This window comes from Methylobacterium sp. V23 (assembly GCF_002917135.1).
GTDB lineage: Bacteria > Pseudomonadota > Alphaproteobacteria > Rhizobiales > Beijerinckiaceae > Methylobacterium.
In genome coordinates this window covers 1-7,607 of the sequence record NZ_PDHT01000074.1, presented here as the reverse complement: position 1 = coordinate 7,607, position 7,607 = coordinate 1, and the positions used below count along the sequence as shown (strand labels likewise).

The following is a 7,607-nucleotide window of genomic DNA, read 5'->3' as shown; positions in this document are numbered from 1 at the left end:
GGCAGGTCAGGGTGTAGCCGAAGGCGAGCCCGAAACCGGGGATCACGCTCGGGCGCAGGAACCGGGGAAGAACCATCACAACAACATACCTGTTAAGGCACCTCTTTCCGCCGCCAAAGTTAACAGCGGCGTTCCCAGCACCGCTGATCGTGAGAAGCTACACGTACTTGAGCCACGCCCGAGCGTGACATTCAGTTTCAATAAGTCTCACGACTTACAGCCTGAGTTCGATAACGCTACCAGTACTCTGTGGGCTATTTCAGGCCGGCATATCAGTAAATCAGGCAGATAAGTTTCACGCTGATTGTAGCGAAGTTCTGTTCCGTCAATGCGACTGACGTGAAGTCCTGCTGCTGCAGCTACTGCTGCTGGCGCACAGGAATCCCATTCATATTGCCCTCCGCAATGCAAATAAATTTCTGCATCACCGCGAAGAACCGCCATCGCCTTTGCACCAGCCGATCCCATGGGCACTATTTCGGCTTTCAAGGCGTCTGCGACATAGCCTGCCGCTTCACACGGCCGACTTCGACTTACCAGCATGCGCAGCTTGCTGGTATCCGACCAAGGCGCTAACTGAACGTTGTTGCACGTCGCAAATGTGAGTTCACGGGCTGGTATCGCAACAGCGCCTGCTACGGGTTTTCCGTCGACGACAACAGCAACGTGTACGGCCCAGTCCGGCCGACCTTCGGCATACTCGCGCGTTCCGTCCAGAGGATCGACGATCCAAACGCGCTTCGCGTGCAAGCGCCCTAAGTCGTCAGTGCTCTCCTCTGACAGAATAGCATCATTCGGCCGTGCCAAGCCCAGCGCTTTCGAGATAAGCAGATTTGCGATTTCATCGCCAGTTTGACCAAGAACTTTATCTCGAAAAAGTCCGCTCTTTTGCAATACGACGAGTACTTGACCAGCCGTTTGTGCAATCGTTGAGCAGAGCTTACCATCGTCCTCAATCATGCACTACGCCTTTTGATTTTAGGTTTGACACCAGTTTTGACACAGCTTCATCAACCGATAACCGGGTTGTGTCGATATAGATTTCCGGCTCGTCCGGCGCCTCGTACGGGCTGTCAATCCCCGTGAAGTTCTTGAGCTCTCCACGACGAGCCTTTTTGTACAAGCCCTTCGGATCACGCTCTTCGACGACACTTAGGGGTGCGTCAACGTGAACCTCAAAGAACTCTCCTACTTCAACCAACCTTCTTGCAAATTCCCTTTCCGCGCGGAAGGGCGCAATGAAAGATACGAGCACAATGAGCCCTGCATCCACCATCAACTTAGCAACTTCGGCAACACGACGGATGTTTTCCACTCGATCAGCATCCGTGAACCCCAAGTCCCGGTTCAATCCATGCCTGATGTTGTCTCCGTCCAATAGGTAGGTATGGCAGCCCGCGCCATGAAGGTATCGCTCAAGCTGATTAGATATTGTTGACTTTCCCGCGCCGGACAGGCCCGTAAACCAAATAAGAGCCGGCTTCTGCCGCTTCACTTCCGCTCTAGTGCGCTTGTCTACGTCAACCGCCTGCAAGTGAATGTTATGGGAGCGACGAAGCGCGAAGTGCAAAAATCCGGTCGCAAGCGTGGCGTTGGTGAGCCTGTCGATGAGTATGAAGCCACCAAGATCACGATTCACGGCATATGGCTCAAAAGGTATCATCTCGCTGACACTCAATTGACAGACAGCGATCTCGTTTAATTCCAAGGTCTTTGCGGCGAGGTGCTCCATTGTGTTGATGTTTACTCGATGCTTAATATCCACCACTGTCGCCACGACCTGCTTTGTCGCGATTTTGAGGAGGTAGCTCCTTCCAGGCAGCAGCGGCTGATCTGCCATCCATACTATGGTAGCCTCAAATTGGTCCGCCACTTCCAACGGATCTTTTGCAGTTGTAACTACGTCGCCTCTGGAGCAATCCAATTCATCGGTGAACGTGAGCGTGACGGACTGGCCGGCGATGGCCTGGTCCACCTCAACGCCTGCTGCAATGATTTGTTGGATACTACTACGTCGTCCGGAAGGATGAACGGCAATAGCATCTCCTTTTCTAAGTGCCCCCCTGGCAGCAAGCCCGGAAAAGCCTCTGAAATTCAGGTGCGGCCTCATGACGAGTTGGACTGGCATGCGGAATGGGACGTCGTCAGTCGTCTTCTTCGCAACCTCGACGGTTTCGAGATGCGTAAGCAGGGGTTGGCCCTTAAACCACGGCGTTGAACCGCTGAGGCTAATAATATTATCGCCCCCCGTCCCGGAGATGGGAATGGCTACGAATCTATCTAGTCCGATCTGCTCGGCAAAAGTTGTAAAGTTTTTGACGATGTCATCAAATACATCTTCACGGAAGTCGACTAGGTCCATCTTGTTGACAGCAAGTACAATTTCTTTGATGCCTACCAACGTAGTAAGATAACTATGCCTACGTGTCTGCGTAAGAATCCCCTTTCGGGCATCTACGAGAATAATTGCTAGATCAGCAGTCGTCGCTCCGGTAACCATATTTCGAGTATATTGTTCGTGGCCCGGTGTATCCGCCACAATAAACTTGCGTTTTTCTGTCGAGAAATACCGATATGCCACATCGATGGTGATGCCCTGTTCCCGTTCGGCCGCAAGCCCGTCAACAAGTAGTGCGAAGTCAAGCGCCCCATCTCTTGTACCAACACGCTGCGAATCGGACGTCAGCGTTCTGAGTTGGTCTTCAAGTATAGTGTGAGCATCATATAATAACCGTCCGATTAAAGTCGACTTTCCGTCATCAACAGAACCGCAGGTTATAAATCGCAGAAGCGATTTATCCTCATTATCTGCTAAATAGGCATCGACCTTATTAGTAGCTTCATCTGACAGATGACCCATTAAAAGTAGCCCTCTCTTTTTTTCCGTTCCATCGACGCGCTGCCATCTCGATCGATAACTCGTCCCTGGCGCTCGGAGGTTGTGGATTGGATCATCTCGAGAATGATCTCCTCGAGGGTTTCTGCGTCGCTCTCAACCGCGCCCGTCAGTGGATAGCAACCAAGGGTACGGAAGCGCACTTTGCGCTTCTGTGGTGACTCGTCAGGATTTAGTGGCATACGAGTATCGTCTACCATTATTAGTGTTCCGTCCCGCTCCACGACTGGGCGGTCGGCTGCGAAATACAGGGGCACAACTGGTATATCATGCAAGCGGATATACTGCCAAACGTCGAGCTCGGTCCAATTCGAGAGCGGGAACACACGTATGCTTTCGCCTTTATTTATCTTCGTATTATAGAGCTTCCAGGGTTCTGGCCTTTGATTTTTTGGGTCCCAAGTGTGCCCTTTCCCACGAAACGAAAAAATTCGTTCTTTAGCGCGTGAGGCCTCTTCATCTCTGCGTGCTCCTCCAAACGCTGCGTCAAACCCGTACTTATCGAGAGCTTGCTTCAGTCCCTGGGTTTTCATGACATCAGTGTGAACGGCAGAGCCGTGAGTAAAAGGCCCAATGCCCTGATCTAATCCTTCTGTATTTACGTGAACAATTAGCTCAAGATTCAAGTCTCGAGCTGTTTTGTCGCGTAATTCATACATTTCCCGGAATTTCCATGTTGTATCAACATGGAGCAGTGGAAATGGAATTTTTGCAGGTGAAAAAGCTTTTTGTGCGAGGCGAAGCATCACCGCGCTGTCTTTGCCAATTGAGTAAAGCATTACAGGCTTTTCGCATTCAGCAACGACCTCTCGGATGATATGAATCGCCTCGGCCTCTAGCCGCTGAAGGTGGGTTAGTACAGCAGCAGGCGTTCCTTTATCTTTGGTCGGTACCTCTATCATGATCGAGTTTTATCCTTCATAATCAATTCCGCGCTTCTTGTTTCCCGCTTCTGGCAGCCATGAAATTGCGCGTCAATGCTAGGGTTTCGTTCACGGTCTATCTAAAGTCATCCAGCCGACGTAGAAAGCCTGGAGTTGATGCTTGCCTCGCGTCATTTAGGTTCAGCTAAATTATGACGCAATTTATTTCTTGCAAGGCATACATTCGATAATGGCCGTTGATATCAAGTGCGATATAATTATCAAAACGTTACGCGGCATATCGGTAATATACTGCATGCCCTCGTTCGGTGTTGATAAGTTTTGTTAGAGCTAGAGAATCCATTGTCGATTATAGCATCGAGTGGGTGGTTGATGCCGGGATTTTGCCGGCTCAGAACTCACGCGGGTTTGCATTCCCAACTGCTGTACCGTGCCTGCACGTGGAGGACTGTAGCAGTAAACCTTAGCGCCTACGGTCGCTTCGTGATGGCTACTTTACAGAAGCGTGATTCGTTCAAAACGGGGTTAGAAACACCTACCGGTGGGAACCCTAATAATTGACGGATACATAATTAATTGTGAAGTATCCGGTGGTATGGTCATGGGTATATTTAGGCCCTTAGTTAGTATACTGAATGGGTGGGTCAAATTTCGGTGAAGGCCTTCACCGGGGTGGTTCCTGTACGTTGAGATGCTCAGTCGCTGCAGTGTAGCGGGTAAAGGCTTTGTAGTGAATCGCACCGGAGTACGCACAGTGCTCATGCTGAGGAAGGATCGATGGCGCTCCTTATGGTTGTGTGTCGGGGATGGTTCAGGGCTCTTGCTTGCTCTTTGATGCTGCCTCGTACGGCTGAAACGTGTGCACGCTGGGTGCTGTAACGGCAATGCAGAAAAGGTGCCGTCGCGCGCGTTTGCCCCCATCCCGCGGCTAGAGCGGCATCCGATCAGATTGCGTCATAGCCTGCAGCGGCGAGATAGATGCGGCAATCGGTTGGTTGGAAGCGTGTTAACGCGCGTTTGATGGCGTCCCACAGGTCCGGGATGGAGCGAGCCGCCTCGGTGCGTAGCAGGGCCGTGAGCTTGGCAAAGGCCTGCTCAGTCGGTTTGAAGTCTGAGCTGTAGGGCGGCAGGTAGAGCAGCCGGGCGCCAGTCGCTTCGATGCGCTCGCGGATGCCGCTGATCTTGTGTGCCGGCAGGCTGTCGAGCACGACCGTGTCGCCGGGCTGAAGGTCGGGCACGAGCACGGACGCGAAGTCGGTACGGAACGCGGAGCCGTCCATCGCCCCATCGAGCAGCCAGGGCACGGTGATGCCGCTAGCGCGCAGCCCAGCCGTGACGGTCGTGGTTTTTCTTGTGGCTCTGGAGCACGCTCGTACGACAGCGTTCGCCGCACGGGGCACGTCCCTAGGGCTGAGCCATGGTAGTGGTGGCTGCGGTCTCGTCGATGAACACGAGGCGGTTCAGTTCGAGATCAGGTTGGCTCTCGAACCAGACCTCGTAGGCCGCCTTCATATCCGGGCGATTTTGCTCGGAGGCATGGCTGGTGCTTTGGCGCTTGAAGAAGCGCGACAGGCTGCTCGGTGCGACGTAGAGACCATGCTCGGCCAGAGCGGCCTTCAGTTCATGCAGGAAGATGCCCGGCCGTCGCTCATAGAGCGCCAGGATCTAGTCGGCATGTTCTCCGACCCGATGTGAGCGCTGATCTCCACCCATGGCCTTGGGTGCGACATGCCCCTTACGCGCAAACAGCCCGCACCAGCCGCTCGCGCTGGCAAGGCTAACCCCGGAGCATTCGGCTGCTTGACGCCGCGTGGCCCAGGCTGCAACGAACCCGACAACACGTTTACGCAGATCGACGGACAGAGCTAAGGACGTCGGCGCTCTCCATTACCGACCAACCCTTCAGCCCGACATCCGTCTCATGCCGCTCGGATCATGCTCTAGTGCAGTGACGCCGACCGACGACTCACGATGTGTGTGAAGCGTGCGAGTTTGGGGCATGGCCCAGACGGTCTGTGTACCCTCGATGATGCCACGACGTTCCAGTTAGCTGGGATCGTGGGTGCCCGCTCCCAGGCTTCAAACACATCCTAAGCGCCAGATACTTCTGCTCTCGGCCAAGCGCCTGAAGGTGTAGGACGTCGCACGGCAAGCTGGCGTCAGCCGACCCGCGGCCTGGTGCTGGCAGCAGCGCTTCGCCGACGAGGGCGTCGAGGGCTCGGCCGCGCGACTAGACTCGCCCACCCAGCACTCCGCCGCACTCCACGCGAAGGGTGGCGGAGGTGCTGGCGCTGACCTGTTCAATGCTGCTGAACGAGGCCACGCACTGGACCGGGCGCGCCGTGGCCAAGGCGATAATCGTGGGTCCGGCGCTCCGGCGGACCGGCCCGCATCGGCAGGACCGGGGCGGTCCTGGTCAGCGAATCGATCTGGGATTTTTCGTCGACACATAGCACCACGGCACGATGCGGCGGAGCCAAGTACAGGCCGACGACGTACCCGACCTTATCGACGAAGGCGGGATCGGTCGACAGCTTGAAGGTGTCCCTCTTGTGCGGCTGTAACCCGAAGTTACGCCAGACCCGCGGGACCATGCTCTGGCTCATGCCGACCTGCCGAGCCGTAGTGCGGGTCGACCAAAGGGTGGCGTTCTCCGGCTGGTTTTCCAGCGTGAGAGTGACCATCCTTCCGATGCCCGTGTCCGCGAAGGTAACTGGCGCACCAGAGCGAGGCGGGTCGACAAGGCCGTCGAGGCGATGAACGAGGAAGCAGAGGTACCACGTTGTGACGCTCATCCGGCGGATGCCGAGGGCGCGGTCGACGTTACTGTTGGCCAAGCCTAGCTTGGTGCACGTCAGCACGATCCGCGCGTCGAGCCAACGCCCGGCCAACATTGCACATTGCGGCGACAGGCAAATCCGGCGAGGCGCGTTCGCTCGTCCTCGTTCAGGTGAAGTGGAGCAGGTTTGGGATCCCGAGCGCTCGGCGACCTCGTGCGGACATCCACCAGGCATCAGTACAAAATCAAAATATGCAACTTAAATTCTAACCACACCGCTAAGTACAGCCTCGAAAATCATGGGGCATGGGCTCCGATAAGTGAGCAGACACCGCTTGGCTTGCGATTGTAGCGGTCAAAGAAAGCGCGGGCGGCCTCGCCCAGATCATCGATGCTTGCGAACAGCTCGCAGTGAGTGACCTCGCGGCGGAACTGGGGCCAGAGCATGTCGATCGGATTCAGCCATGGGCTGTAGGTCGGAAGGTACAGCAGAATGAGGTGGCCAGCCGCGCAGCGCGGCCTCGACCTCGTCGTCCTCGTGCACGCTTGCATTGTCCCAGGCGACATACACGGTTTCAGTCGGCTGCTTGGCCAAAATCGCTTCGAGGAGTTCGGCAACCTCGCGTCGCCGCTTGTGGTGGCGGGTGAGGACCACCGTCTCGCCGCTATGCTAGTTGATGGCTCCAGGCCCATTGCGCCGCGTCGGCTGCATAGGGGACGGGATTATCACCTGCCGTCCCTTCGGTCCCCACATCGCTCGCAGGGTTGGATACCAGCTGATGTTGAACTCGTCAGCGTAGTAGAAGTTGATCCTTGCTTTAAGCCGTTGCAAGCGAGTTCGATCGCCTTTTTTGACAGCATGGTCCGGATCCGGGCTGCTGATCGTGTGCTAGGGGCGACCGAACCCCAGACCTGCCGCACGCAGCAACCGATGGATGCTGGTGGTCTGAATTAGAAGTTCGGTTGCAGATTTGAGCTTGCACCTACGTGTGGGGGATGTCCGCACGGAGGTGACCGATGGCCCGTGGTCCAAAACCTGCTCCTCTCC

Annotated in this window: 3 protein-coding genes and 3 pseudogenes; 1 reads left to right on the top strand and 5 read right to left on the bottom strand. The window is 55.5% G+C overall.

From position 1 onward, the window contains the following. Positions 1-207: 207 nt before the first annotated feature. The 4 genes and pseudogenes from CRT23_RS26885 to CRT23_RS26870 all read right to left on the bottom strand — a co-directional run bounded on the left by CRT23_RS26885 (position 208) and on the right by CRT23_RS26870 (position 5,643). A complete protein-coding gene (locus CRT23_RS26885) occupies positions 208-960 on the bottom strand; it encodes a 3'(2'),5'-bisphosphate nucleotidase CysQ (RefSeq protein ID WP_103712556.1) in 753 nt (250 codons plus the stop codon). Then, entirely contained in the window at positions 953-2,860 is a 1,908-nt protein-coding gene (cysN, locus tag CRT23_RS26880) for a sulfate adenylyltransferase subunit CysN (RefSeq protein ID WP_103712555.1), read from the bottom strand. The genes CRT23_RS26885 and cysN overlap by 8 nt, the downstream gene beginning before the upstream one ends. Further along, entirely contained in the window at positions 2,860-3,798 is a 939-nt protein-coding gene (cysD, locus tag CRT23_RS26875) for a sulfate adenylyltransferase subunit CysD (protein ID WP_103712554.1), read from the bottom strand. Before cysD ends, cysN begins: the two co-directional genes overlap by 1 nt. Before the next feature lie 926 nt (positions 3,799-4,724). Next, positions 4,725-5,643 (bottom strand): annotated as a pseudogene (locus CRT23_RS26870) (IS630 family transposase). A 187-nt stretch (positions 5,644-5,830) separates the two neighbouring features. Here CRT23_RS26870 and CRT23_RS29485 point away from each other — a divergent pair. Beyond that, positions 5,831-6,158 (top strand): annotated as a pseudogene (locus CRT23_RS29485) (helix-turn-helix domain-containing protein); the annotation flags it as partial. On the opposite strand, the pseudogene CRT23_RS26865 reads toward CRT23_RS29485, so the two are convergent. Then, positions 6,132-6,790: pseudogene (locus CRT23_RS26865) on the bottom strand (IS630 family transposase); the annotation flags it as partial. The pseudogenes CRT23_RS29485 and CRT23_RS26865 overlap by 27 nt on opposite strands. Positions 6,791-7,607 lie beyond the last annotated feature (817 nt).